This window comes from Rummeliibacillus sp. GQ308, from assembly GCF_059759115.1.
This window is the reverse complement of record NZ_JCAXDQ010000001.1, coordinates 2029972-2056219: the sequence shown is the minus strand read 5'-3', so window position 1 is coordinate 2056219 and position 26248 is coordinate 2029972. Positions and strand designations below refer to the sequence as shown.

Here is a 26248-nt window from a genome sequence, read left to right as displayed (position 1 = left end):
GAGATGATAATGCAGCCTGTCTATTCACAAATCGTTACAGCGGCTGATATGCTCAAAAGTACCATACGCATTGATGAACTCCTTTCATTTTTAAAAAGGGAAGGGGCCAAGGCAGCAGCGATTACTGATTCTAAATTATATGGTCTATTGCCTTTTTGGCGAGCATTCAAGCAAAGTTCAATACACCCTGTCATTGGCTTAACGGTACAAGTTGAGTTCTCCGCTGGTATATGCAGGCCGCTTGTACTGTATGCCCAAAATAACGAAGGATATCATCACCTATTGAAAATCAGTTCGTCGACATCATTGCGAGAAAACGAAGCATTGCCGCTGCGATGGCTGCATGGGTATCGGACAGGTTGCATTGCTTTGCTTCCTATTAATGATGATAATTGGCAACAGGAAAAGGTATTTGAGGATATCGAGCAAATTGCGGAAATCTTTGATGCAGAGCACTTTGCTATTGGCATAGACCGACCAGGTGGAATTAAATCGCCTAGGGAAGACCAAATAGTTCACTATTGTACAGAACGTGCTATTACGATTTGCGCCACTCATTTGAGCACTTTTCTACAAGAAGATCATGCTGATGCATTTCAAGTGGCCAGGGCGATCGCATTAGGAACCAAAATGGCAGATCAGCAAAAACTGACATTACGAGAAAGACAGCAATATATACCTACTTCAGTTAATTGGAAAGAGTGGTTCCATGACAAAGAAGAGTGGTTAAAGGCAGCAGAAAATTTGCTTCTTTCTTGTCAGGTAGAACTAGATTACAAGAAAAGCTATATGCCCAAATTTCCTACACCCGCTGGAGTAGATGCAACCGATCTTTTGAAGGATAAATGTCTAACTGGATTACGCGAAAGAGTTCCGAATGCAAACGAAAAATATCATAGCCGCCTACAATATGAATTAAGTATTATCACCAAAATGGGGTTTGCAGATTACTTTTTGATAGTAGCCGATTATATTGAATACGCAAGGAGCAAAAATATATTGACAGGACCCGGCCGGGGATCTTCAGCCAGTTCATTAGTGGCGTATACAATGCGTATTACAGATGTCGATCCATTGCAATATGGCTTGCTTTTTGAGCGATTTCTAAACCCGGAACGTATTACACTTCCTGATATAGATGTCGACTTCGCCGATTATCGTAGAGAAGAAGTCATTCATTATGTAGCAGAGAAGTATGGGGCAAACTATACATCGCAAATTATTACATTTGGAACATTATCTGCGAAGGCAGTTGCAAGGGATGTGGCGAGAGTATTCGGCTTTAATACTGAAGAACTATCTTATATATCCTCACTCTTGCCAAATAGGCCTGGGCTGTCATTGCAAGAAGCTTGGCAGCAATCAGATGTCCTCAGAAACCATGTCAATTCTAGCAATCTGCATAAGAAATGGTTTCAAATAGCTCTTCAATTGGAAGGTTTACCGCGAAATGCATCAACACATGCGGCGGGCGTTGTGTTATCGCCAGAGCCGCTTGTCAACATTGTCCCAATAGAAAAAGGCAATGAAGGGCTCTATTTAACTCAATGGCCGATGGGAGATGTAGAATCTGTCGGATTATTAAAGATGGACTTTTTAGGACTTCGCAATTTAACAATCTTAGAGAGAATACGCTCTATGATTTTATATAATGAAGAACGCTTTTTACAGTTTGAGAAAATTCCATTACATGATTCGAAAACCTTTGAATTACTGAAAAATGGCGATACCAATGGCATTTTTCAATTAGAATCAGAAGGCATGAAGCAAGCCCTTAAAGAGATTAAGCCAACTTCCTTCAATGATATCGTTGCCGTGAATGCTTTATACCGACCAGGCCCTATGGAATTTATTCCTGTCTATAGTAAAAGGAAGCATGGGCTAGAAAAAGTCGAAATGCTGCACCCTGTGCTAGAGCCGATCTTAGGTGAAACGTATGGTGTCATCGTCTATCAAGAGCAAATATTGCAAATTGCCTCCCGTATGGCCGGATTCTCGATGGGAGAAGCTGATCTCTTACGCCGAGCTGTAAGTAAAAAAAAGAAGGAATTGCTCGATTCAGAACAAGAACACTTTGTCACAAGTAGTATTGAACAAGGGTTTGACAGAAAAGTAGCAGAGGAAGTTTATCAGCTCATTGTCAAATTTGCTAATTATGGATTTCCAAAGAGCCATGCAGTGGCGTATAGTATGATTTCATATCAAATGGCTTATTTGAAAGCTCATTTTCCGGCCTATTTTTATGCAGCCATGCTCACATCTGCTATGGGTAATCAAGAAAGATTCAATAAAATTCTGCAAGAGGCGAAGCAAAAAGGCATCGCTATTCTATCGCCATCCATCAATCGTAGTGGACGTTCATTTTACGTACAGAATGGATCCATTCGCTATGCTCTCTCAGCTATTAAAGGCGTGCCACATCCATTTTTAAACAAGCTAATAGAGCTGAGAAGGAATGGTCATGGAAATTGGCAGGATATTTTTGATTTAGCTTTAGACTTAACAGCTGTCCATTTTAATCGTAAAACCATAGAGCCACTTATTAAAGCTGGAGCGCTAGATGAATTCGGCAAGGATCGTGCTGTACTGTTGGCTACGATTGATGCGGCTGTCAAGCATGCGGAATTGTATCGACCAGATCAAGAAACAACATTATTAGATGATGACTCCTTCTTCTTTGGAAAGCCAAAGCACGCTAATGCAAGCCCAATCCCAGAAAAATTAAAGCTCCAGTACGAGAAAGAAGTGCTCGGTACATATATATCGATGCACCCGATTCAAAAGGTGAAGCAGGCTCAACATTTGGTAACACCAGCTTTTGATAACCTAAAAGGACTAAGAGGAAGACATTTTGTGAAAGTGGTTGGTTTAGTAACAGAGATAAAGCAAATTCGGACGAAAAAAGGCGAATTGATGGCTTTTGTACAACTAGAAGACGAAACGGGTATCCTTTCGCTTACCGTATTCCCGAAAGAATATCTTCACGCAATCGAATGGCTAAAGGAAGAACAGATTATAATGGCAGAGGGCAACTTGGAGCAAAGAAAAGGGCAAGTTCAGGTAATCTATAAAAAAGGGGCTGTCCTTTCATCGTAAAAAAAGGATATTGAGTTGATTAAAAAGAATACCCCCTAGAGAAGGAAAAAATTTGCTGGAGGGATTTTTATGATACTCGGATTGCATCACGCTCAAATTACGATACCTAAAGGAACTGAAGATCAAGGGAGAAAATTTTATTGTGGCATTCTCGGATTGTCAGAAAGGGAAAAGCCTGAATCACTAAAGGGAAGAGGTGGTTTTTGGTTGGAAGTCGGAGATCGAGAAGTTCATGTTGGAACAGAAGAAGGCTTTGACCGATTAACAACAAAAGCACATTTGGCCTATCAAGTGAAGAATCTATCAAACTGGAAAGAAAAATTAGAGCAGAATGGAATTCAGATTATTGAGGGCGTGCCAATCCCTGGTTTCAACCGTTTTGAGTTTAGAGATCCATTCGGAAATAGAGTTGAAATGATTGAGGCGCTATAGTATGTCTGCCTATCTTTTTAACTCTTTTACAAACTTTGCTGTAAAACCAAAAATCACTATGAAATCATAAAGAATTTGTCTAAACTGTGTGACTATCGCACAGTTTTTTTCTATAGCACTTTACTAAAATATATATTTTTTGCTATCATTATAAACAAAAGTGGTCTGACCACATTTTTCGACAATTTATTTATAGTAGGGAGATATAGCATGAGCGCTGAAAAGCCTGCTACAAAAATGTTTATCCAAATTGTGCGGGAATTGCGGGGGATTATTCAAGATGAAGAAATTCCACCCGGGGGCAAAATCCCATCAGAACGAGTGCTGGCTGAACGATTAAATGTTGGGCGTTCATCCATAAGAGAAGCGCTCCGTAGTCTAGAATTGCTGGGTTTAATTGAGACACGCAGAGGTGGAGGTACCTTTGTAGCTGATTTTAATAACCATCAATTAGTCGAAGTATTGGCTATGTTTATTCTGCAAGAAGAAAAAGATATTAGAAACGTGCAAGCGGCACGGATGATTATTGAGCGTGATGCCATTCGAATAGTGGCTGAGGATGAGGCGCTCAGAAGTCTGCCGGTTTGGGAAAGTCTGTTAACGAATGTGATTATGAATGGAAAGATTGAGCGTGAAGACGTCATGAGAGAAATTATGATTGCATCACAAAATAGGCTTGTCTTAAAAATTTGGATTCTCTTAAAACAATACAGTAATGAACCCTATAAAAATCAATCAACGGCCGAAGAACAGCCGATAATTAAAATGTTTTTGAGTGAACTGATGCTAGGCCATACACAAAAAGCGATTGTGGCTTTTGAAGAATGGGCAGCGCTACTACATAAAGGGAGAGAATGACATGAGTATTCGCGATATATTTAAGAAAAATAAACCTAATCGAAAAACGATGACAAGCAAGGGACAGCATGACGTACCTGAAGGAATTGTGACAAAATGTCCTGAATGTAATCATGTTATGCTGACAAAAGATTTGCAAAAAAATCAAAAAGTTTGTCCGAATTGCCAATATCATCACAAATTAACTTCCCAAGAACGTATAGAGGATTTCTTGGACGAAGGCACTTTCGAATCATTTGATGATCATTTGCAAACAGTCAATCCGTTAAATTTCCCCGGGTATGTTGAAAAAGTGAAATCTGATATGAAAAAGACAGGCTTAAATGAAGCTGTTTTAACGGGCACAGGCATGTTAGAAGGAAATAAAGTGGTTGTCGCTGTGATGGACTCTTTCTTCCGCATGGGTTCTATGGGATCTGTAGTCGGTGAAAAAATCACAAGAGCGATTGAAAAAGCGACAGAGCTTGGTGTACCATTTATTATCTTCACTGCTAGCGGCGGTGCGAGAATGCAAGAAGGTGTAATATCGCTCATGCAAATGGCTAAAACTAGCGTTGCATTAGAACGTCACGGAGCAAAAGGAAATTTGTTTATTTCCATCATGACTCACCCTACAACAGGGGGAGTATCTGCTAGCTTTGCATCCCTTGGTGATATTAACTTGGCGGAACCACAAGCGCTAATTGGTTTTGCAGGGCGCCGAGTAATCGAACAAACTGTAAGGGAAAAATTGCCGAATGATTTCCAAACAGCGGAATTCTTACTGGCACATGGTCAACTAGATGCTGTTGTCCCTCGCTCTGATATGCGTAAAACGGTTGGCACTTTAGTGAAATTGCACGTGAAGGAGGCAGTCTAATGGTAAAAACATTACCTTTTGAAGAACCACTTGTTCAATTGAAAACAAAAATTACTGAGTTGAAGGAATATACTTCTGACGCAGAAGTAGATTTAACAAAAGAAATTACACAATTAGAAGAACGATTCACCAATCTTGAAAAAGATATATATCATAATTTAAAACCGTGGGATCGTGTGCAAATCGCGCGTCATCCTGAACGTCCGACAACACTTGATTATGTGAAGGTTTTATTTGACGATTTTATCGAACTTCACGGTGACCGTAATTTCGGTGATGACGAAGCAATCGTAGGGGGAGTCGCTTCATTTGAAGGAACACCAATCACGATTATTGGCCATCAACGCGGGAAAGATACAAAAGAAAACATTCGTCGCAATTTTGGTATGCCTCATCCAGAAGGTTACCGAAAAGCGTTGCGCTTAATGAAGCAAGCTGAGAAATTTAAACGACCTATCATTTGCTTCATTGATACAAAAGGAGCTTATCCCGGAAAAGCAGCAGAAGAACGCGGGCAAAGTGAAGCGATTGCTCGGAATTTATTAGAAATGGCAGGATTGAAGGTGCCGATTATTAGTGTTGTTATCGGTGAAGGAGGAAGCGGCGGTGCACTTGCTTTAGGTGTTGCAAACCATGTGCATATGCTGGAAAACTCCACTTACTCTGTTATTTCGCCTGAAGGTGCCGCTTCTATTCTTTGGAAAGATGCAACGCTAGCTCAAAAAGCGGCAGAAGCGATGCGTATTACGGCTCCAAATTTAAAAGAAGAAGAGATAATTGAAGAAATTGTTCCAGAAGTTTTAGGAGGCGCACATAAGGATATAGATACACAAGCATCCTATTTGAAAGAAGTTCTTTCTAAATCATTGAGTGAGTTGAAAACACTAGATGAAGAACAATTAATCGACCAACGCTACAACAAATTTAGGAAAATTGGTGTTTTTTCCGAAGAATAGTACAAAAAGACGTCTGACAAGTGCAATTAATGGTATATTATAAAGTAAAAGGCTGTTTTAAACGAAGAAAAGTCGTTTGAATCAGCCTATTTCTTTCATTCTATAGGATCAATCCTATCAGCAGGAGGATTTATACAAATGAAAAAAATTGGTGTGTTAACAAGCGGTGGAGATGCGCCTGGTATGAATGCAGCTGTTCGGGCAGTTGTCAGAAAAGCAATTTTTCACGGCATGGAAGTCGCGGGCATTTATCACGGCTATCAAGGATTAATCAATGGTAATATTGAAAATCTAGACGTAGGTGATGTAGGTGATATCATCCAGCGGGGTGGCACGATGCTACATTCCGCCAGATGTCTAGAATTTAAAACAGAAGAAGGGCAAAGAAAAGCAATCAGCCAGCTTAAAGAGCATGGCATCGAGGGCTTAGTCGTTATCGGCGGAGATGGTTCTTATCGAGGAGCCTTAGCTTTGAGCAAATTAGGTTTCCCTAGCGTAGGTGTACCAGGAACGATTGATAATGATATTCCTGGCACTGATTACACCATCGGTTTTGATACAGCTTTAAATACCATTATTGAAAGCATAGACAAAATCAGGGATACAGCAACTTCCCATGAGCGCTCGTTCATTATAGAAGTAATGGGACGCGATGCAGGTGACTTAGCATTATGGGCTGGCCTTGCTGGCGGTGCTGAAACTATCCTTATTCCAGAAGTTCCATCAGATATTGATGGACTTGTCAGACGCTTAGAGCAAGGATATGAACGTGGCAAAAAACATAGTATTATTATCGTCGCAGAAGGTGTCATGTCTGCAGGCGAGTTAGCTACACTATTAAAAGAAAAAGCGGATATAGAAACAAGAGTATCAGTATTAGGGCATATTCAACGCGGCGGGTCGCCGACGGGTCGTGATCGTGTATTAGCCAGTCAGCTAGGTGCAAAGGCAGTGGAAGTTTTAATGGAAGACCGAGGCGGAGTGGCAATTGGCATTCGTAACCATCAGGTGGTAGACTATGAATTGAGTGAAGCGTTTAATAAAGCACATAAAGCGGAATTATCTATGTATACCCTTTCGCAAGAACTATCGATCTAAAATTGGAGTGGTACTATAATGAGAAAAACTAAAATTGTTTGTACGATTGGACCAGCTAGTGAATCTAAAGAAACACTGATTGCCTTAATTGAAGCTGGAATGAATGTGGCTCGATTAAACTTTTCACACGGAAGTCATGAAGAACATGGAGCGCGAATTAAAACGATTCGTGAAGCAGCTCAAGCAACGGGAAAAGTAGTAGCAATCTTGCTTGATACTAAAGGACCTGAAATACGTACACATAATATGGAGAATGGCGCTATTGAGCTTACTGCAGGCCAAACGATTGATATCTCTATGTCTGAAGTGCTTGGCAATGAAAAAATGTTCTCAATTACGTACGAAAAATTAATTGAAGATGTGAGAGAAGGTTCTGTCATTCTACTTGATGATGGATTAATTGAACTTCAAGTGACAGGCATAGATAATGAGGCAGGCATTATCCATACGCTTGTCGTGAACGCAGGAGTACTTAAAAATAAAAAAGGCGTGAATGTTCCAGGCGTTTCTGTTCAATTGCCAGGAATTACTGAAAAAGATGCAGAAGATATCTTATTTGGTATTCAGCAAAATGTAGACTTTATCGCAGCTTCTTTTGTACGTCGACCATCAGATGTAATGGAAATTCGTCATTTGCTAGAGGAAAACGAAGGCAGCCATATCCATATCATCCCTAAAATCGAAAACCAAGAAGGCGTTGATAACATTGATGAGATTATCCAAGTCTCTGACGGTTTAATGGTGGCTCGCGGTGACTTAGGTGTAGAAATACCAGCAGAAGAAGTACCTGTTGTCCAAAAAAGTTTGATTTCTAAATGTAATTGTGCTGGAAAACCGGTTATCACAGCTACTCAAATGTTGGATTCTATGCAACGCAACCCACGTCCAACACGTGCAGAAGCAAGTGACGTAGCCAACGCTATACTTGATGGTACAGATGCTATCATGCTTTCAGGAGAAACAGCAGCAGGCCTATATCCTGTAGAAGCTGTTAAAACGATGGACAAAATTGCCCACCGAATTGAGGAAACATTAGACCACCAACGTTTCGTTAATGAGCGCAGCAAAGAAAAAGGAACAAATCTGACAGAGTCGATTAGCCAAGCAGTAGCAGATACTTCATTGAACTTGCAAGTTGCGGCCATCTTAGCACCGACTGTAAGTGGAAACACAGCTAAAATGATTGCGAAATACCGTCCAGGTGTTCCAATTATCGCTATGACGTCTTCACAAGAAGTTTGCCGCAACCTGGCTTTAGTATGGGGCGTCGTACCAGTAGTAGGACCAAAAGTTACATCAACAGATGAAGTATTGGAACAAGCAGTCCATTCTAGTCTAGAAAAAGGTTACGTAAAACATGGGGACCTAGTTGTCATTACAGCGGGTGTACCAGTAGGTGAAGCTGGTACAACCAACTTAATGAAACTGCATGTAATTGGAGATATGATTACAAAAGGGCAGGGCATCGGCAAGACTACAGCAATCGGTAAAGCACTTGTAGCACGCAATGCTGAGGAAGCATTAGCACAAGATCCGACAGATCGCATTATAGTAACAATTGGTTCTGATCGGGATATGATGCCTGCCTTAAGTAAATGTGCTGGTTTGATTACAGAAGAAGGCGGTTTAACAAGCCATGCCGCAGTTGTTGGCCTGAACTTAGGCATACCAGTTATCGTAGGAGTTAAAGACGCCACAAAAATTATTTCAGAAGGGCAAGAAGTATCAATGGATGCCGTTTCTGGGGTAATCTATTACGGTTCTTCGCGTATACTGTAGTTTGACAGTTGCTAATTAGCCATGAGTATATTCAGTAATGGTGCTTCTCCAACAAAAAGAGGTGAAGGACATGAAAAAGTTTCTCCTACTATTAATCGCAATCCCGTTCATTGAACTGATTTTTGTGATGCTTTGTGGAAAGATGATAGGGGTTTTACCCACACTATTGTTGATCCTTTTCACAGGGATATTAGGTGTATATATGGCGAAAACAAAAGGATTAAAAGCCTTTGAACAGCTACAGAAGTCGATCAAAAACGGACAAGCTCCTGGTGATGCCATTATTGATGGAGTATTAACGTTGATAGGTGCTATTTTATTAGTCTTGCCTGGCTTTGTTTCGGATATTTTAGGTTTATTGCTTATGCTTCCATTCGTAAGGAAAATGGCGAAACCCGGAATTTATTACTGGCTACGTAAAAAAATGAAGAGTAAGCAAACTATCTTGATGCAAAGATAGGATGTTGCTTGAATTTAACGGCTATTAAAAGAACAAATGGACTGATGATAATGCCTGCTACTCCAAAAAGTAGTAAGCAAATGGCACTGATGATAAATGCATGGACTGAACGGATTTGCATGGTAGAAGCCCACATCATAGATTCTGCAAATTGCCTGATTAGTTGAATAGCCACATAAATCACGAGAAGTTGGATGCCTAGAGCAACTTTTCCTATAATGATGAATACGGCGCCTAAAGGAATTAGAAATAATCCTATTCCTAAAAAAGGCAGAAAGTCACAAACAGAAACTAAGAAGGCTTTACCGACAGGTTGTTCGAAACCCAATGCATAAAATGATATCGACAGTAATGCAAATGTTAATATAGCAAGCCGAATTTCGACACCAATGAAATAGCTGAATAATAAAGCAGCTTCTTCAAATATCCTTTGAATAGATTCTCTAAAACGAGCAGGAATATAGACAAAAAACCATTGTCTATTCCTGCTTGTTTCATATAGAGCAAAGTAGAAAGCAATGATAAATATCGTTACTTCCACTAGATTTTGCATAATATCTTGGATGGATTGAAAAATCTTCGATAACATAACATCGATAAGAGAAAGTAATTGATCTTGAATTTGAGCGATAATCCCTGATGGAATATGAATCAATGCAGACATTTCGGATAAGCGGCTTTTAAGCACAGGCAACGTATCGATTAGAACAGTTGCTATAAATAAAAAGACAGCAGCAATGCTCGCAATAATGAAGATTTCAGCCAGTAATGCTGCTAAAAAAGAGGGGACTTTCAAACGTTTATGTAAAAAATGAAGAATAGGCGATAGAAAGTATGCGAACACAATGGCGAGCGTAATTGGCAATATGGCCCAAGAAAATAGAGCTAAAAGCAGTACAAAGCCCCAAAATTTGAGCTTTGATTGCAATTTTTTATCAGAAATTTTTATAATTATTCCTCCAAATTCCACTAATTCCTTTAAGTTACATTTAATCGAAAATTCTATTAATTGCTTAATAAATGCATAGATAATCTCCAAAAATCCAATTTTTTAATGAATGAGTGTTTTTCATTCACAAATACGACAAAGTTTATTATAATATCATTGTAAGCGATTTACTTATAGGTTCATATGGATCACGTTCAATGTTGATATTATCAACATAATTTGGTACAAAAAGGAGCGAGATAAAATGGCAACAACTAAAGGTTTAGAAGGCGTTGTAGCAGCTGAAACAAAAATTAGCTCAATCATTGATGATACTCTTACATATGTAGGCTATAACATTGATGATTTAGCTGAAAACGCATCTTTTGAAGAGGTAGTGTACTTACTATGGCACACACGCTTGCCTAAAGCGGACGAACTAGCAGAAATGAAACAACAGCTAGCTGAGCAAATGGAAGTGCCACAAGCAGTGCTAGACCACTTCAAAACTTACGACATCAAAGCAGTACATCCTATGGCTGCCTTGCGTACAGTAGTTTCTTTACTAGCTTTATATGATGAAGATGCTGAAGTTATGTCAGACGAAGCGAACTATCGCAAAGCAATCAAATTGCAAGCTCGCATGGCAACAGTTGTAACAGCATTTGCTCGTATTCGTGCAGGCAAAGAACCGATTGCACCGAAAAAAGATTTATCTTATGCGGCGAACTTCTTGTACATGCTTTCTGGTAATATTCCAGAACCAATCGAAGAAGAAGCATTCAATAAAGCTTTAGTGCTTCATGCAGACCATGAACTAAATGCTTCTACATTCACTGCTCGTGTATGTGTAGCTACATTATCTGATATGTATTCAGGTGTTACTGCAGCGATTGGCGCTCTTAAGGGCCCTCTTCATGGTGGTGCCAATGAACAAGTGATGAAAATGTTATCAGAAATTGGTTCTATTGATAATGTTGAATCTTATATCCAAAATAAATTAGACAACAAAGAAAAAATCATGGGCTTCGGACACCGTGTATACCGCCAAGGCGATCCTCGCGCGAAGCACTTACGTGATATGTCTGAAAAATTAACAAAACTTAACGGCAATCCTGAACTTTACGAAATGTCAGTGAAAATTCACGATATGATCGTAGAGCAAAAACACCTTCCAGCAAATGTTGATTTCTTCTCTGCATCTGTTTATGACGCGTTAGGTATTGAACACGATCTATTTACACCAGTATTTGCGGTTTCACGCGTATCTGGTTGGGTAGCTCATATTCTTGAACAATATGCGAACAACCGTCTAATCCGTCCACGTGCAGAATACGTTGGACCAGGCATGCAAACTTATGTGCCAGTAGAAGAAAGATAGTTCGCAAGATTTGGTAAGTAAACGGCAAACATTGGAATATTCCTAATGTTTGAGCGTTGCACCCAGCATTACAGGCAGCGGCTGCCAAGAAGGTGTCGTGCACGTAAATGTAGGGTAAAATAAATAGGGCGACGCTTCTATAGCGCTTGCCCTATGTGTATGAATATAGGAGGCAAGGAACAAATGGCTAATGACAAAATCGTAGTAGAAAATGGTGTACTAAACGTACCAAACAATCCTGTAATTCCATTTATCGAAGGTGACGGTATCGGTCCTGATATCTGGGCAGCTGCTTCACGCGTTATCGATGCTGCAGTAGAAAAAGCGTACAATGGTGAAAAGAAAATTGAATGGCTTGAAGTTTTAGCTGGCCAAAAAGCATTCGACAAAACAGGTGAATGGCTGCCACAAGAAACTTTAGACAAAATCAATGAATATTTAATCGCTATTAAAGGTCCTCTTACAACACCAATCGGTGGAGGTATCCGCTCTCTAAACGTGGCGCTTCGCCAACAACTTGACCTTTATGTTTGCTTGCGTCCTGTACGTCATTTTGAAGGTGTTCCTTCTCCAGTTAAACGTCCAGAAGATGTTGACATGGTAATCTTCCGTGAAAACACTGAAGATATCTATGCTGGTATTGAATACAAAGAAGGTTCAGATGAAGTGAAAAAAGTCATCAACTTCCTTAAAACAGAAATGGGCGTAAACAAAATCCGCTTCCCAGAAACTTCTGGTATCGGTATTAAACCTGTTTCAAAAGAAGGTACAGAACGCTTAGTACGTGCTGCAATCAACTATGCAATCAAAGAGGGTCGCAAATCGGTTACTTTAGTTCATAAAGGTAACATCATGAAATTCACTGAAGGTGCTTTCAAATCATGGGGCTATGCAGTAGCTGAAAATGAATTTGCAGACAAGACTTTCACTTGGAACCAATATGATGCTATTAAAGAAGAAAAAGGCCAAGAAGCTGCTGATAAAGCTCAAGAAGAAGCATTATCTGCTGGTAAAATCCTAATTAAAGATTCTATCGCTGATATCTTCTTACAACAAATCTTGACTCGTCCAAAAGAATTTGATGTTGTTGCAACAATGAACTTAAACGGCGACTATATTTCTGATGCATTGGCTGCACAAGTTGGTGGTATCGGTATTGCTCCAGGAGCGAATATCAACTATGTATCTGGACACGCTATTTTCGAAGCTACACATGGTACAGCTCCTAAATATGCTGGTTTAGATAAAGTAAATCCATCATCAGTACTACTTTCAGGCGTATTAATGCTTGAACACTTAGGCTGGAAAGAAGCTGCTGATTTAATCACTGCTTCTGTGGAAAATACAATTGCTTCTAAAGTTGTAACTTATGACTTTGCGCGTCTAATGGACGGTGCGAAAGAAGTAAAAACATCTGAATTCGCAGATGAACTAATCAAAAATATGTAATTTAACAAAAAGGAAAAGGGAACAGTTTTGCTCCCTTTTCCTTTTTTTACACTATACGAAAAGGAGCGGGTATGAATGGCAACTAATCGAAAAAAAATTTCCGTTATCGGAGCAGGTTTTACTGGTGCAACAGCTGCATTTTTATTAGCGCAAAAAGAATTGGGTGATGTTGTTTTAGTTGATATTCCTCAAGCAGAAAATTCTACGAAGGGTAAGGCTTTAGATATGGCAGAAGCTGCACCTGTACTAGGATTTGACGCGAAAGTCATCGGCACAGCAAACTACGAAGATACCAAAGGTTCGGATATCGTCATTATTACCGCAGGTGTTGCTAGAAAGCCCGGTATGAGCCGAGATGATTTGGTGCAAATCAATCAATCTGTCATGAAATCTGTTACTGCAGAGATTGTAAAGCATGCGCCTAATTCTACTATTATCGTGTTGACCAATCCGGTCGATGCGATGACATACACCGTATATAAAGAGTCAGGCTTCCCGAAAAATCGTGTTATTGGCCAGTCAGGAGTTCTAGACACTGCACGCTTCCGCACGTTTGTCGCTGAGGAATTAAATCTTTCTGTTAAAGATATTACTGGCTTCGTGCTTGGTGGTCATGGCGATTCAATGGTGCCACTTACCCGCTATTCGTATGCTGGGGGAATACCGCTTGAAACATTAATTCCAAAGGAACGCCTAGATGAAATTGTGGCTCGCACACGGACAGGCGGAGGAGAAATCGTCAACTTGCTTGGTAATGGCTCTGCGTACTACGCGCCGGCTGCTGCTCTTGTAGAAATGGCTGAGGCCATCTTACGTGATCAACGTCGGATTTTACCTTCCATTGCCTACTTGGAAGGTGAATACGGCTACAATGGGATATATCTTGGAGTACCAACAATTCTCGGAGGCGATGGCATCGAGAAGATTATTGAGTTGAACTTAACCACAGATGAAAAAGCCTCTTTGGATAATTCGGCTGAAGCTGTAAAAAATGTGATGAATGTACTTTCCTAGCATCTAAAGCAGGGGGATAGGCAATAGTTGCCTATCCCTTTTAATTTTGGATAATAACTCGATTTTTCAGTCAATTGCTGATACTATGGAAATATAGAAAGCTCTAAAGGGGGGTTCTTGTGTTACTCGATAAAAAAAGAAAACTCGGAAAAAGTTTAGAAGAACTAGCCGTAGGCGATTCAATCTTGCTGACAGAGAAAATTGAAGATAAAGATCTCTTGTTGTATTTAGGTCTTACCAATGACAATAACCCATTATACATTCAACATGACTATGCTGCGGAAACATCTTTTGAAAAACCCGTAGTGCCTGCAATCATGCTTGCAGGTGTTGTTAGTTCTGCCGTTTCTAAGCATCTGCCAGGACCAGGCGCCTATATAAGAGAGCAACACTTCCAATACCCAAAACCCTTGTATCATTACGATACGATAAGTATTGAGTTAATATTGAAAGAAATCAAACGTGAGCAATCTGAAGTTATTATTTCAGTCGTAGGAAAAGACAGTAAAGAAGAGATTGTATTAAAAGGAACTATTGTCGCAGTTCCGCCTACACATCCATTATAAAGTTTTCTACTACTGCGGAGGCAAAAACATGAACCCAAAGGTTTTAATTATTGAAGATGAAATTTCGATATCAACATTATTAGAATACAATTTAAAACAAGCAGAATATGATGTAATCACAGCTTTAGATGGCCAAGAAGGCTTAAAGCGTGCTATAGAAGAACAACCAGATTTGATTTTGCTAGATCTGATGTTACCAAAATTAGACGGTATGGAAGTTTGTAAAGAACTTCGTGTACAGAAGATCAACACACCCATTATTATGCTGACAGCAAAAGACGATGAATTTGACAAAGTGCTAGGGCTCGAATTAGGCGCAGACGATTATATGACAAAGCCTTTTAGTCCCCGTGAGGTCATTGCCCGCGTTAAGGCAGTTTTAAGACGATCAAAAGTAGGCGAACGGCAAGCGAAAGAAGAGACAAGTGAGCTAGTTTATCATATGGGACATCTTAAGGTGCTTCCAACACGCTTTGAAGCCTATTTAGACGGAAAACCACTTGAATTTACACCAAAGGAATTTGAACTATTAATCTATCTATTACAAAATAAGAATAGAGTGCTTACCCGCGATCAATTATTAAGCTCTGTTTGGCATTATGATTTTGCTGGCGATACGCGGATTGTAGATGTCCATATCAGCCATTTGCGTGAACAGATTGAAGAAAATAGCCGAAAACCTAAGTACATAAAAACAATTCGTGGTTTAGGCTATAAATTTGAGGAGCCTAAAGTTTAATGCACTCATTGCGATTCCGTTTACTGTCTATATTTGGTACATTATTTCTTGTTACATTGGCTGGTCTGGGCTTTACACTAGGGCAGCTTTTTCCGCTTTTAGTAAAAGATTCGATGGCCACCAATACATTGGAGTCTAAAGAAAATGTGTCACAAGCCATTGAAAAGCTGCCTTATCCTATTACTCAAACAGAAAAAAATCAGGTTATAGATTCAATTGCCCACAATACAAAAGCGCAAGACTTAACAGATATCCGCTTACAGCTTTGGTTGTTAATCGGCATTATTTTTGTAGTGGCATTTATTTTGTTGTTATTTGTGACCGACCGTTTAATTAAAAATCTAGCAAGGCCTATTGATCATGCAAGAAAGACAGCCCTTCAATTAGCTGAGGGTAATTACCGTGCAAGAACATACGAAATAACAGGCTCACCTACGCTCCGATTAAGCAAGGCGATGAATGTCCTAGCAAGAAGTTTGCAGGAAATCATGACGACAAGAGAGATTGAACAAGAACGGTTAAAAACCTTAATTGAAAATATGGGAAGCGCACTGGTGATGATTGGCAGAAAAGGTGAAATTACCATTACCAACCGTATTTTTACGGAATTATTCCATCAGGAGTACGCAGAAATACAGCAACAGCAATTCCGCCATTTGGGTTTGCCGGAAGAGTTGGTCGATTTTGTAGACCATGTATTCATGACAGAAGTGCCATATAGAAAGCAGCTGCATTTAAAAATACAGCAAGAATTCCGCGATATAGAAGTATATGGAGCGCCGGTAGTTGGAGAACATGGCCTTTGGCTTGGCGTTGTAATCGTAATTCACGATATTACGGAAGTGGTCATGCTTGAACAGATACGCAAAGATTTTGTAGTGAATGTTTCGCATGAACTAAGGACCCCTGTTACGTCGATTAAAGGTTTTTCAGAAACACTCTTGGATGGTGCTTACAATGATCAAAGCACTTTACTGTATTTCTTAGATATAATCAACAAGGAGAGCAATCGGCTACAAATTCTTGTCAATGATCTTCTAGACTTATCGAAGATTGAGCGACTAGGATTTACGGTCAATATGGAAAAAACAAGCTTGCGTGATATTATTGTTCAAACAGTTGATATGATTCACTCAAAGTTAGAAGCGAAAGAGATGGAGTTTGAAGCAGAAATAGACCAAGATGTCATCATTAATGGAGACCCCCATCGGTTGGTCCAAATACTCTTGAACCTTATGGACAATGCCATCAATTATTCAGAAGAAAATTCAAAAATTACATTAAGGCTTTATAAAAAAGGACATGAGGGAATTATTGAAATTGAAGATGAAGGGGTAGGTATCCAAGAAGAGGAGATTCCTCGGGTATTCGAACGTTTTTATCGTGTGGACCGTGACCGTAGCCGTAAATCAGGTGGTACCGGTTTAGGCCTAGCAATCGTCAAGCATTTAGTAGAAGCACACCATGGCAAAATACAAGTTGACAGTGTTGAGGGAAAAGGAACAACCATGCGACTGTTTTTCAATCTAGCGTAAAACGAGGAATTAGTTTCCTCGTTTTTTTATTTGGTTAAAATGCATTTTGCTCTTTTTAAATGAAATATAAGGGTAAAGGTTACTACCTATAAATGCGTGTGTGCCGCTTACTCTCGATTAGATTAAGTAATTTCCACTGAGTTATAAATAGGGTCTGCGTCTTTTTTTCTTTCCAGAAGCATGCATGGTAAAATATGAAGAAGAGCAAAGTGTATCTATCAAAGTGGGCTATCGACAGAATGAAGAAAAGCCTCAATATATAATTTGTTGAATGATAACTATACGAAGAAAAACATATCTAGGAGAGTGCCAAAATGACAAAGGAAAAATTGCTGTTATTGGATGGAAATAGTCTGGCATACCGAGCATTTTTTGCGCTGCCGTTGTTAACGAACGACCAAGGTATTCATACCAATGCGGTGTATGGCTTTACCACCATGCTACAAAAGATTTTAGAAGAAGAAAAGCCAACAAAGATGCTAGTAGCATTTGATGCAGGGAAAACCACATTCCGCCACAGCACCTATTCAGATTATAAAGGTGGGAGACAAAAAACGCCGCCGGAACTATCGGAGCAATTCCCTTATTTAAGGAAATTACTAGATGCGTATCGTATTAAACAATATGAATTAGATCTCTATGAAGCAGATGATATCATCGGGACACTAAGTAAAGAAGCAGATGAGCAAAAACTCGAAGTGATTATTGTATCAGGTGACAAGGATTTAACGCAGCTCGCATCTGATAACACAACCGTGTATATTACACGCAAAGGAATTACAGATATCGAACATTACACACCAAGCCATATTGAAGAAAAGTATGGGCTAACACCTCATCAAATTATTGATATGAAAGGCTTAATGGGCGATTCATCCGATAATATTCCAGGAGTGCCAGGTGTCGGGGAAAAAACAGCCATCAAATTGCTTAAACAATACCCGACCATTGAAGAACTCTTTCAGCATATCGATGAAGTTAGTGGTGCCAAGCTGAAGGAAAAACTGGCAGCAAATGAAGAACAAGCAAAAATGAGTAAGGAGCTTGCAACCATCAATCGTCAAGCACCGATAGATATTAAGATTGAAGAGTTAAATTATGAAGGACCTGATGTCGATACGCTGTTCTCTTTATGGCAAGATCTATCCTTTAAGTCTCTGATTCAAAAGAGCGAATTTGAAACCGAGGAAAAGGAAATTGAAGCCATCGAACTGGATATCGTCGAAACAATAACAAAAGATCAATTGGCAAGTCCAATGGCGATTCATTTGGAACTTGAAAATGAGAGCTATCATACATGCAAACGTTTTGGTCTGGCCTTATCAAACGGAAACAAGACGTATTATATCCCATTTGAACAATTGCAAAATTCACCCGAGTTAATTGATTGGCTTCAGGATGAAAATCAGAAAAAATATGTTTTTGATTCCAAAGCGATACAATCAGCTCTTTATCGAAGCGATATCCATTTAAAAGGAGTAGAATTCGATTTAATACTGGCGGCTTATATCGTGAATCCAGCAATGTCTACAGATGATTTGGCAGCTGTAGCAAAAGAATTTGGTTATCGCGATGTCCAAACCAATGACATTATTTATGGTAAAGGTGCGAAGAAAGCGATCCCGAGCCAAGAAGTCATTGCAGAACATGCCAGCAGAAAAGCGAATGCTGTTTTCCACTTGCAGACAAAGCTTGAAGAACAATTAAAAGAGAATGAACAATTTGATTTATACCGAAATTTGGAATTGCCGCTCGCTTCGATTCTTAGTGAAATGGAAAGTGAAGGAATTACAGTAGATCGGGAACGACTTGTTGAGATGGGCCGAGAGCTTGCTGAAAAATTAAAGAGTATTGAAGAAGAAATATACCAAGCAGCTGGCGAAAAATTCAATATCAATTCACCTAAACAGTTGGGTGTTATTCTATTTGAAAAATTAGGCCTGCCGATAATTAAAAAGACCAAAACCGGCTATTCTACAGCTGCTGATGTGCTCGAAAAATTGGCACCGGAGCATGAGATTATCCAGCATATTTTAGAATACCGTCAACTAGGAAAGCTGCAATCCACTTATATTGAGGGCTTGTTAAAAGTGATTTTAGAAGATGGGAAAATCCATACACGCTATCAGCAAGCATTAACCTCTACTGGACGATTAAGCTCTATTGATCCTAATCTGCAAAATATCCCAGTGCGTTTGGAAGAGGGACGAAAAATCCGCCAAGCATTTGTGCCTTCTCATCCCGAATGGAAGCTATTTGCTGCCGATTATTCGCAAATTGAATTGAGAGTTCTCGCACATATGGCGAATGATGAAAATCTGAAAAGCGCTTTTGTGCATGATCAAGACATTCATACAAAAACGGCTATGACGGTATTCCATGTAGAAGCAGATGAAGTGACTTCCGATATGAGACGTGCCGCAAAAGCAGTAAACTTTGGGATTGTTTATGGTATTAGTGATTATGGGTTATCTCAAAACTTAAATATTACGCGAAAAGAAGCTGCAGACTTTATCGAACGCTATCTATCCAGTTTCCCAGGCGTTAAAAAATATATGGCAGAAAGTATTCAAGAAGCTAAAGAAAAAGGATTTGCAGCAACCATCTTAAATCGTCGCCGCTATCTACCTGATCTGCATAGTTCTAATTTTAATCTACGAAGCTTTGCAGAACGGACAGCAATGAATACACCAATCCAAGGCAGTGCAGCAGATATTATCAAAAAAGCGATGATAGATATGGCAAAAGCTTTAAAAGAGCATAACCTAAAAGCAAAAATGTTGTTACAGGTGCACGATGAATTGATTTTTGAAGCACCGAATGAAGAAATCGCCATACTAGAAAAATTAGTACCTGAAGTGATGGCGAATGCCATTAAACTCCAGGTGCCACTAAAAGCAGAATTCGCTTCAGGCGATACGTGGTATGAAACAAAGTAAGGAAGTGATAACATGCCTGAATTACCAGAAGTAGAAGGTGTTGTACGTTCGCTTCAACCTGTCGTGGCGGGAAAAACTATCCGTCACGTCGAGGTTTCAAATACGATCTGTACATCGATCAACAAAGGGAAGGCGTGTATTATAAAAGGAATGGACCCTGAGACCTTTTCTAACAGGTTGAAAGGGACAAAGATAATGGATGTTGAACGACGATCCAAATATATATATTTCTATTTGGAGGATGGGGCAGATGAAGCGATTCTCGTGAACCATTTAGGCATGACAGGCGCATGGTTTCATGTCCATTCACTCAACGAAATCAAAGAAGAAAAGTTTCGTAAGCATATCCATGTCATATTGGCTTTTGAAGAAGATGAATTTCTTGTTTATGCGGATATTAGGCGGTTTGGAGAGTTAAGGCTCCTTGATTCGATTGCGGATCATCCACCTTTGCTTGAGATTGCTCCTGAACCATTTTCACCGGGGGCACTGGAATATTTCCTAATGAAATCTGCCTTGCCTAAATATGCGAATAAACCTGTGAAGGAAGTAATCATGGACAGTCATGTCGTAGCTGGATGTGGCAACATATATGCAACAGAAGCGCTTTTTCGCATGAAAATTCATCCGAACAGGAAAATGGCGCGCATTAGTGAAAAGCGGAAAAAAGACTTATTCGCACACATTGTCGCTATCTTACAAGAAAGTATAGAAGCAGGTGGTTCTAGTATATCAGACTATCGGAATATAAATGGAGAAGCAGGGAGCATGCAAAATCGTCTTCAAATGTACGGTAGGAAAGCGTGTCCAATATGTCATACTAATACAAAACAAATGGTAATCGCGGGCAGGAATTCGGTCTATTGTCCGCATTGCCAACATTAAAGGTGAGTGAGTAATTTGATTATCGGCTTAACTGGGAGCATTGCCAGCGGAAAAAGTACAGTAGCGAAAATGCTGGAGGAAGTAGGACTGCCGATTGTAGATGCAGATCTTGTAGCGCGCATCGTTGTGGAACCAGGTACCCCCACATTGGAGAAAATAAGCGAAGTGTTTGGCAAAGAAGTACTACTAGAAAACGGTGAATTAAACCGTGAAAAATTGGGAGAGATCATCTTCCATAATCCCGCTAAAAGGGTAGAGTTAAATTCGATTATGCATCCAGCAATACGGCAAGAAATGCTGAGACAACGCGATGAACTAACTGAGGCAGGGGAGCCACATATCGTAATGGATATTCCTTTATTGTTTGAAAGCCATCTGCAGCATTTTGTTGAAAAAATCCTTGTTGTCTCTGTGACAGAAGAGAACCAATTAACTCGCCTGATGGAGAGAAATCATTTGTCAAAGGAAGAAGCGTTAGCACGAATTGCTACGCAGCTGCCTCTCTCTGAAAAAGAAAAAGGTGCAGATGCAGTCATTTATAACAATCGTGACTTAGAGAATACACGTACACAATTGTTAGCTATTCTAAAAGAGTGGGACATTATTTAATCAAAGTATACAATTGTCTGAAAATATACTGAAAATATAAACTTTAAGCTATAAGCACTATAATAGGTTTTCCTTTCTGTTTAATGTGTTATACTATTTGTGAGATAAGTAATTAAGTATAACGCGCTAAACAGGGAGGATTTTTTTCATGACAGTTTCTATCGCTATTAATGGTTTTGGTCGTATCGGCCGTATGGTTTTCCGCCAAGCGATTTTGCAAGATGATCTTAATATTGTGGCAATTAATGCTAGCTATCCTGCTGAGACATTGGCTCATTTGGTGAAATATGATACAACACACGGTAAATTTGAAGGTGAAATCGAAGCCACTGAGAATGCTTTGATTGTTAACGGCAAACACGTACAACTTGTAAGCGACCGTAATCCAGCAAATTTACCTTGGAAAGAGTTGGGTGTTGATCTTGTCATTGAAGCAACAGGTAAATTCAATGAGCGTAGCAAAGCAGCTTTGCACCTTGAAGCAGGCGCAAAAAAAGTTATTTTAACAGCGCCGGGTAAAAATGAAGACATTACAGTAGTAATGGGTGTAAACGATGATAAACTTGATCTTGCAAAACATGATGTCATTTCTAATGCTAGCTGTACAACAAACTGTCTAGCGCCTGTCGCGAAAGTACTAAACGACACATTCGGAATTGAGAACGGATTAATGACGACTGTCCATTCTTATACGAATGACCAAAAAAATATAGACAATCCACATAAAGATTTGCGTCGTGCAAGAGCATGTGCTGAATCTATTATTCCTACATCTACAGGTGCCGCGAAAGCGCTAACACTTGTATTGCCGGAATTACAAGGAAAATTGCACGGTATGGCATTACGTGTTCCAACACCAAACGTATCACTTGTTGACCTTGTTGTAGATTTGAAACGTGATGTTACAGCTGAAGAAGTGAATGAAGCATTCCAACAAGCAACTGAAGGTTCGCTAAAAGGAATCCTTGAATTTACAATGGAGCCTCTTGTATCAAGCGACTTCAACAGCAATCCATCTTCTGCAATTATTGACGGTCTGTCTACGATGACAATTGGTGACAATAAAGTTAAGGTGCTTGCTTGGTATGATAATGAATGGGGTTATTCTGCGAGAGTAGTAGACTTAACGAAAAAAGTAGTCGCAGGTTTAAAAGAAACTGTAAATGTATAGAATTTAATGTCAGATAGCCTTCTAACCTACTACTAGGTTAGAAGGTTTTTTATTTAGTTATGACCTATAAGTACTCAAAAAGAGGCACATGCATTCTATTTATACTCTTGTTCCGTTTTTGGTACACTTTTTTCGGCTATTTCGCACATTTTTTGATATAATAGATAAACTAATATGTTGCGTAATCAGGAGAGAAAAATTATGAAATGTCCAGCTTGTCAATATAATGGAACAAAAGTGATCGATAGCCGGCCTGTTGATGATAATAAAGCGATACGCCGCCGAAGAGAATGTGAATCTTGCAGTTATCGCTTTACTACATTTGAAAAAGTAGAAGAAATGCCGCTGATTGTCATCAAAAAAGACGGCTCACGCGAAGAATTTAGCCGTGAGAAAGTATTGCGGGGGCTCATCCGTGCATGTGAAAAACGACCAGTCGCTTTAAATGTGTTAGAGGAACTGGTTTTTAATATTGAACAATGTCTCCGTAGGATCGGCAATGCAGAAGTTCGTTCTGAGGATATTGGCGAGATGGTCATGGAGCGTCTCTCTAAAATAGATGAAGTTTCGTATGTCCGCTTTGCATCTGTTTACCGCCAATTTAAAGATATTAATGTGTTTATTGATGAATTAAGAGAGCTGATTGAAAGACAGTCAAAGGAAACCGAAAGTGGACACTAATCAAGGTGGAGATGTTGGCTAATGAACTTATTTAAAGAACTGCAACCAGTTGATCGCTTAACTATTCGTGTGCCTTTTCCCTTGTCCAGCTATGATCGAAAATTAATTACATTACTATATCAACCGTTGATCGGTGCAGAGCCGATCAGCCTTTATTTTTTATTATGGGCAGAAGGAGAGAATATAGAGGATTACTCCATGTCCCATTATCATTTAATGAATTCATTAGATTTGCCTATTGCGCGTATCTTTGAATCAAGGATTGCACTAGAAGCAATTGGTCTTTTACGCACATGGCGTAAAGACGAGCAAGAAACACGTTCTTTTATATATGATGTCATGCCGCCGCTTGATGCCGCTGCTTTCTTTGATGACCCGCTTCTTTCCATGTTTTTGTTTAGCAAGATTGGCGAAACGGCTTACCGTAATTTGCGCCAGCGTTTTGTGACAAAAGGGTTATCGAACTTTGGATATCAAGAGGTGTCACGTTCATTCACGGATGTGTATCGTCCCGTTTCGCATAATATCCCATCAGATGGTATCCAATTGACAGGATTACAGGAAAAGCCGAAAGAGCTTCCGTTCCACTATGAAGAATTCGATTTTCAATTGCTGCGGACGAGTCTGTCTGAACAGCTTGTCCCTTCTTCCATTCTGACTGCAGAAATTAAAGCTACGATTGCAAAGTTGGCCTTTTTATATCATTTGACTCCATTTGATATGCAAAAAGTGATTCTTCTAGCATTAGATGACGGGATGAATTTAAGTGATCTACGATTGAAGAAAGAAGCAGCTGATTATTATAAACTCACCGTTTCAAAAGAGCCACCGTCCATGCAGCCGATTGCCCAAAAACAAGAAGTATTTGAGCATACGCCAATTATAGAAGAAGACTTAAATCCGATGGAAATGGAATTAATCCGATGGTTTGAATCTTCTTCACCCATCGATGTCCTAAAAGATGTAGCGGGCGGTAGAGAACCGTTCCCAAATGATATTCAATTAGTGGAAGACTTGGTAATGCAATATGAGATGTCAACGCCTGTTGTTAATGTACTCATACATTATGTTTTTCTGCGTAACCACGGAAAGTTGAACCGCAAATACATTGAGACCATTGCCTCTCATTGGCGACATACAGGTGTAAAAACAGCGCGGGAAGCAATGAAATTAGCGAGGGAATTTGAAGAACAAAAAAGCAATGACCCAAAACAACAGCTTCCTAGCGAAAAGAAAGATTATACAAAAGAATATAAAGTTCTCAAAGCCTGCGCGGGCGCATTTTATCATTTAGCTCATTTTGTAGACAAGGATTTTCAAAATCCTGCTGCATTAAAAAAAGAGGCTATTACAATACTGGAGCAAGCCTCACCGAAGGAATTGCTAAGCATGCTTGTAAAAGGGAAAACGCCGTTTGAAAAGGATGTCAAGGTGGTAGAAGATTTTACAGCCAAATATGACGACATCAAGAAACCAGTTATGAATACATTAATTCATTATGCTTACTATGTCAGTAACGCTAATTTAAATAGTTCTTTTCTTCAGTCTATCGCAACAAATTGGCGAAAGAATAATGTTCAAAGTGCTGAAGGGGCGTTCAAATTTGCGGAGGATTATCAGCTCCAAAAGAATCGAAAGCAATATACCCCGAAAAATCAAACATACAACCAAAAGCAAAATGTACCTGACTGGTACTATGAAAATAAAATGAAACAACAGCAGAAAAAAGAGGAAAACAAAGAAACAACTCATACCGATTATGATAAGAAACGGCAAGAAGTAATGAAAAAATTAGGATTGAAAGAAGGAGAGGTGGATTCATAACATGCAGCCGATTAACAGAGAACTGAAAAAAATGATGGATTCACAATTTCAATCACGCTATAACGAAATGCAAAAAGAAATCTTAGAAAATCAAAATGTTCAAAAGTTTCTCGCTGAAAACGATCAAGTTGCCAATAGGGAAATGGTCGAAAGAGGTTTAGGCAAGCTTTATGAATATGTCAATCAGCATCATGACTGCAGTGCTTGCGAATCTGTCGCTCTCTGTAAAAATGCGATCAATGGCTTCATTCCAAAGCTCACAGTCATTAGAGGGCAAATCGATCTTGAATACATTCCATGCCAAACTAAGAGGATGGAAGATAACCGTCGTAGGGCAGCTTCGATGATTTCTAGTATGCATATGCCTAAGGATGTATTGAAAGCTCGTATTGATGACTTGGATAAAAGCAATCCTTCTAAGGAGACAATCAGTGATGTAGCAGAACTGTTTATTCAAAAAGTACGCAAAACAGGTGAATTACCGAAGACTGGCTATTATATTTATGGCAACTTTGGTGTTGGTAAATCATATGTACTTGGCGCCATTGCCAATGAACTGGCAACCATGGAAATTAAAACAGTTATGGTATATGTCCCAGATTTTCTAAGTGAATTAAAGAGTGCTATTGGTGATCAAACGCTGTCAGAAAAAGTGGATTTCGTCAAAAAAGCACCCGTCTTAATGCTGGATGATATAGGGGCAGAGAACTTGTCTGCTTGGACGAGAGATGAAATTATTGGTACCATTCTTCAATATCGGATGAATGAGGGTTTGCCAGTCTTCATTACCTCCAATTATGACTATGATCAATTGGAGAAACATTTCGCGACAACACAAAAAGGGGAAGTAGATGTCATGAAAGCAGCTCGTATCATGGAGCGCGTCAAGGCACTTACTACAGACTTCGAGATGATTGGTGAAAACAGAAGGCTTTATCAAGATTAAATGATTTCACTTGATTTTCAAAAAGATTCAGTTTATAATTTCA

22 protein-coding genes are annotated in these 26248 nt (G+C 39.5%); 21 read left to right on the top strand and 1 reads right to left on the bottom strand.

Features of this window, described 5'->3' with window-relative positions; translation table 11 throughout:
- Nucleotides 1-9 precede the first annotated feature (9 nt).
- The 8 genes from dnaE (at nt 10) to AC6CHJ_RS10205 (ending at nt 9538) form a co-directional block, all read left to right on the top strand.
- A complete protein-coding gene (gene dnaE / locus AC6CHJ_RS10240; protein ID WP_498288333.1) occupies nt 10-3096 on the top strand; it encodes a DNA polymerase III subunit alpha in 3087 nt (1028 codons plus the stop codon).
- A 69-nt stretch (nt 3097-3165) separates the two neighbouring features.
- Nucleotides 3166-3528 carry a VOC family protein gene (locus tag AC6CHJ_RS10235; protein ID WP_392992748.1) on the top strand — a complete coding sequence of 121 codons (363 nt, stop codon included), beginning with the start codon at nt 3166-3168 and terminating at the stop codon, nt 3526-3528.
- 210 nt (nt 3529-3738) lie between these two features.
- Entirely contained in the window at nt 3739-4386 is a 648-nt protein-coding gene (locus AC6CHJ_RS10230) for a FadR/GntR family transcriptional regulator (RefSeq protein WP_147195983.1), read from the top strand.
- Between the two features lies 1 nt (nt 4387).
- On the top strand, nt 4388-5245 hold the full coding sequence (gene accD / locus AC6CHJ_RS10225) for an acetyl-CoA carboxylase, carboxyltransferase subunit beta (RefSeq protein ID WP_066788844.1): 858 nt from the start codon (nt 4388-4390) through the stop codon (nt 5243-5245).
- A complete protein-coding gene (gene accA, locus AC6CHJ_RS10220) occupies nt 5245-6201 on the top strand; it encodes an acetyl-CoA carboxylase carboxyl transferase subunit alpha (RefSeq protein WP_066788841.1) in 957 nt (318 codons plus the stop codon). Before accD ends, accA begins: the two co-directional genes overlap by 1 nt.
- A gap of 138 nt (nt 6202-6339) precedes the next feature.
- A complete protein-coding gene (pfkA, locus tag AC6CHJ_RS10215; RefSeq protein WP_066788838.1) occupies nt 6340-7299 on the top strand; it encodes a 6-phosphofructokinase in 960 nt (319 codons plus the stop codon).
- An 18-nt stretch (nt 7300-7317) separates the two neighbouring features.
- Nucleotides 7318-9078 carry a pyruvate kinase gene (pyk, locus tag AC6CHJ_RS10210; RefSeq protein WP_249774583.1) on the top strand — a complete coding sequence of 587 codons (1761 nt, stop codon included), beginning with the start codon at nt 7318-7320 and terminating at the stop codon, nt 9076-9078.
- A gap of 70 nt (nt 9079-9148) precedes the next feature.
- The gene (locus AC6CHJ_RS10205) at nt 9149-9538 is read left to right on the top strand and encodes an FxsA family protein (RefSeq protein WP_147195977.1); all 390 of its coding nucleotides are present in this window, start codon (nt 9149-9151) and stop codon (nt 9536-9538) included.
- Here AC6CHJ_RS10205 and AC6CHJ_RS10200 read toward each other — a convergent pair.
- On the bottom strand, nt 9519-10577 hold the full coding sequence (locus AC6CHJ_RS10200) for an AI-2E family transporter (RefSeq protein ID WP_392992755.1): 1059 nt from the start codon (nt 10575-10577) through the stop codon (nt 9519-9521). The two genes, AC6CHJ_RS10205 and AC6CHJ_RS10200, sit on opposite strands and share 20 nt — an antisense overlap.
- 154 nt (nt 10578-10731) lie before the next feature.
- Here AC6CHJ_RS10200 and citZ point away from each other — a divergent pair, with 154 nt between their 5' ends.
- The 13 genes from citZ to dnaI all read left to right on the top strand — a co-directional run bounded on the left by citZ (nt 10732) and on the right by dnaI (nt 26205).
- Complete coding sequence (citZ, locus tag AC6CHJ_RS10195) at nt 10732-11847, top strand: citrate synthase (RefSeq protein ID WP_147195974.1); 1116 nt, start codon at nt 10732-10734, stop codon at nt 11845-11847.
- A 183-nt stretch (nt 11848-12030) separates the two neighbouring features.
- Nucleotides 12031-13296 carry an NADP-dependent isocitrate dehydrogenase gene (icd, locus tag AC6CHJ_RS10190; protein ID WP_066788824.1) on the top strand — a complete coding sequence of 422 codons (1266 nt, stop codon included), beginning with the start codon at nt 12031-12033 and terminating at the stop codon, nt 13294-13296.
- A 75-nt stretch (nt 13297-13371) separates the two neighbouring features.
- Complete coding sequence (mdh, locus tag AC6CHJ_RS10185) at nt 13372-14310, top strand: malate dehydrogenase (protein ID WP_498288330.1); 939 nt, start codon at nt 13372-13374, stop codon at nt 14308-14310.
- Nucleotides 14311-14429: 119 nt separating this feature from the next.
- A complete protein-coding gene (locus AC6CHJ_RS10180) occupies nt 14430-14876 on the top strand; it encodes a MaoC/PaaZ C-terminal domain-containing protein (RefSeq protein WP_392992761.1) in 447 nt (148 codons plus the stop codon).
- Between the two features lie 28 nt (nt 14877-14904).
- On the top strand, nt 14905-15615 hold the full coding sequence (locus tag AC6CHJ_RS10175) for a response regulator transcription factor (RefSeq protein WP_066788816.1): 711 nt from the start codon (nt 14905-14907) through the stop codon (nt 15613-15615).
- Complete coding sequence (pnpS, locus tag AC6CHJ_RS10170; RefSeq protein WP_147195968.1) at nt 15615-17150, top strand: two-component system histidine kinase PnpS; 1536 nt, start codon at nt 15615-15617, stop codon at nt 17148-17150. Before AC6CHJ_RS10175 ends, pnpS begins: the two co-directional genes overlap by 1 nt.
- A gap of 314 nt (nt 17151-17464) precedes the next feature.
- The gene (gene polA / locus AC6CHJ_RS10165) at nt 17465-20089 is read left to right on the top strand and encodes a DNA polymerase I (protein WP_498288328.1); all 2625 of its coding nucleotides are present in this window, start codon (nt 17465-17467) and stop codon (nt 20087-20089) included.
- A gap of 12 nt (nt 20090-20101) precedes the next feature.
- The gene (gene mutM / locus AC6CHJ_RS10160) at nt 20102-20974 is read left to right on the top strand and encodes a bifunctional DNA-formamidopyrimidine glycosylase/DNA-(apurinic or apyrimidinic site) lyase (protein WP_066788809.1); all 873 of its coding nucleotides are present in this window, start codon (nt 20102-20104) and stop codon (nt 20972-20974) included.
- A gap of 15 nt (nt 20975-20989) precedes the next feature.
- On the top strand, nt 20990-21583 hold the full coding sequence (gene coaE / locus AC6CHJ_RS10155) for a dephospho-CoA kinase (RefSeq protein ID WP_147196136.1): 594 nt from the start codon (nt 20990-20992) through the stop codon (nt 21581-21583).
- A 148-nt stretch (nt 21584-21731) separates the two neighbouring features.
- Nucleotides 21732-22754: a glyceraldehyde-3-phosphate dehydrogenase gene (locus AC6CHJ_RS10150; protein WP_066788803.1), complete on the top strand. Its 1023-nt coding sequence runs from the start codon at nt 21732-21734 to the stop codon at nt 22752-22754.
- A gap of 201 nt (nt 22755-22955) precedes the next feature.
- Nucleotides 22956-23435 carry a transcriptional regulator NrdR gene (nrdR, locus tag AC6CHJ_RS10145; protein WP_066788799.1) on the top strand — a complete coding sequence of 160 codons (480 nt, stop codon included), beginning with the start codon at nt 22956-22958 and terminating at the stop codon, nt 23433-23435.
- A gap of 21 nt (nt 23436-23456) precedes the next feature.
- A complete protein-coding gene (locus AC6CHJ_RS10140; protein ID WP_392992772.1) occupies nt 23457-25259 on the top strand; it encodes a DnaD domain protein in 1803 nt (600 codons plus the stop codon).
- Nucleotide 25260: 1 nt separating this feature from the next.
- Complete coding sequence (dnaI, locus tag AC6CHJ_RS10135; RefSeq protein WP_147195962.1) at nt 25261-26205, top strand: primosomal protein DnaI; 945 nt, start codon at nt 25261-25263, stop codon at nt 26203-26205.
- Nucleotides 26206-26248 lie beyond the last annotated feature (43 nt).

Bases quoted from the DNA above. Each gene is read 5' to 3' on its own strand.
- dnaE (WP_498288333.1), top strand. From the start codon at position 10: ATGCAGCCTGTCTATTCACAAATCGTTACAGCGGCTGATATGCTCAAA.
- AC6CHJ_RS10235 (WP_392992748.1), top strand. From the start codon at position 3,166: ATGATACTCGGATTGCATCACGCTCAAATTACGATACCTAAAGGAACT.
- AC6CHJ_RS10230 (WP_147195983.1), top strand. From the start codon at position 3,739: ATGAGCGCTGAAAAGCCTGCTACAAAAATGTTTATCCAAATTGTGCGG.
- accD (WP_066788844.1), top strand. From the start codon at position 4,388: ATGAGTATTCGCGATATATTTAAGAAAAATAAACCTAATCGAAAAACG.
- accA (WP_066788841.1), top strand. From the start codon at position 5,245: ATGGTAAAAACATTACCTTTTGAAGAACCACTTGTTCAATTGAAAACA.
- pfkA (WP_066788838.1), top strand. From the start codon at position 6,340: ATGAAAAAAATTGGTGTGTTAACAAGCGGTGGAGATGCGCCTGGTATG.
- pyk (WP_249774583.1), top strand. From the start codon at position 7,318: ATGAGAAAAACTAAAATTGTTTGTACGATTGGACCAGCTAGTGAATCT.
- AC6CHJ_RS10205 (WP_147195977.1), top strand. From the start codon at position 9,149: ATGAAAAAGTTTCTCCTACTATTAATCGCAATCCCGTTCATTGAACTG.
- citZ (WP_147195974.1), top strand. From the start codon at position 10,732: ATGGCAACAACTAAAGGTTTAGAAGGCGTTGTAGCAGCTGAAACAAAA.
- icd (WP_066788824.1), top strand. From the start codon at position 12,031: ATGGCTAATGACAAAATCGTAGTAGAAAATGGTGTACTAAACGTACCA.
- mdh (WP_498288330.1), top strand. From the start codon at position 13,372: ATGGCAACTAATCGAAAAAAAATTTCCGTTATCGGAGCAGGTTTTACT.
- AC6CHJ_RS10175 (WP_066788816.1), top strand. From the start codon at position 14,905: ATGAACCCAAAGGTTTTAATTATTGAAGATGAAATTTCGATATCAACA.
- pnpS (WP_147195968.1), top strand. From the start codon at position 15,615: ATGCACTCATTGCGATTCCGTTTACTGTCTATATTTGGTACATTATTT.
- polA (WP_498288328.1), top strand. From the start codon at position 17,465: ATGACAAAGGAAAAATTGCTGTTATTGGATGGAAATAGTCTGGCATAC.
- mutM (WP_066788809.1), top strand. From the start codon at position 20,102: ATGCCTGAATTACCAGAAGTAGAAGGTGTTGTACGTTCGCTTCAACCT.
- AC6CHJ_RS10150 (WP_066788803.1), top strand. From the start codon at position 21,732: ATGACAGTTTCTATCGCTATTAATGGTTTTGGTCGTATCGGCCGTATG.
- nrdR (WP_066788799.1), top strand. From the start codon at position 22,956: ATGAAATGTCCAGCTTGTCAATATAATGGAACAAAAGTGATCGATAGC.
- AC6CHJ_RS10140 (WP_392992772.1), top strand. From the start codon at position 23,457: ATGAACTTATTTAAAGAACTGCAACCAGTTGATCGCTTAACTATTCGT.
- dnaI (WP_147195962.1), top strand. From the start codon at position 25,261: ATGCAGCCGATTAACAGAGAACTGAAAAAAATGATGGATTCACAATTT.